This window comes from Streptomyces sparsus (assembly GCF_054776295.1).
Genome location: NZ_BAAHCA010001598.1, coordinates 1 through 653, shown reverse-complemented (window position 1 = coordinate 653; position 653 = coordinate 1). Strand labels below are relative to the sequence as shown.

At 75.3% G+C, this 653-nt stretch carries 1 protein-coding gene; it reads left to right on the top strand.

Features of this window, described 5'->3' with window-relative positions; all coding sequences use genetic code 11:
- The coding region (panC, locus tag ACYVE9_RS29830; protein WP_461030984.1) for a pantoate--beta-alanine ligase at positions 1 to 653 on the top strand (653 nt) is incomplete at both ends.

Here is a 653-nt window from a genome sequence, read left to right as displayed (position 1 = left end):
CGCGCAACTGCGCGCCCTGCCGCGCGCCGGGCGCCGGGCGGTGGTGATGACGATGGGCGCCCTGCACGAGGGGCACGCGGCGCTGGTCAGGTCCGCCCGCAAGCGCGTCGGCGCGGACGGGCACGTGGTGGTGACGGTCTTCGTCAACCCGCTCCAGTTCGGCGCCGGCGAGGACCTGGACCGCTACCCGCGCACCCTGGACGCCGACCTGGAACTGGCCGCAGCCGCGGGCGCCGACACGGTGTTCGCCCCCTCGGTGGAGGAGGTCTACCCCGGCGGTGAGCCGCAGGTGCGGATCACCGCGGGCCCGATGGGCGAGCGCTACGAGGGCGCCGCCCGGCCCGGCCACTTCGACGGCATGCTGACGGTCGTCGCCAAGCTCCTCCACCTCACCGCGCCCGACCTGGCGTTCTTCGGGGAGAAGGACGCCCAGCAGCTCGCCCTGATCACCCGCATGGTCCGCGATCTGAACTTCCCCGTGGAGGTCGTCGGCGTGCCGACCGTGCGTGAGGAGGACGGGCTGGCGCTGTCCAGCCGCAACCGCTACCTCTCGCCGGCCGAGCGGCGCATCGCGCTCGGACTGTCCCGGGCACTGTTCGCCGCCCGGGACCGGCTCACCGCCGAGCAGGCGCTCGCCGCCGGTGCCGCCGCGG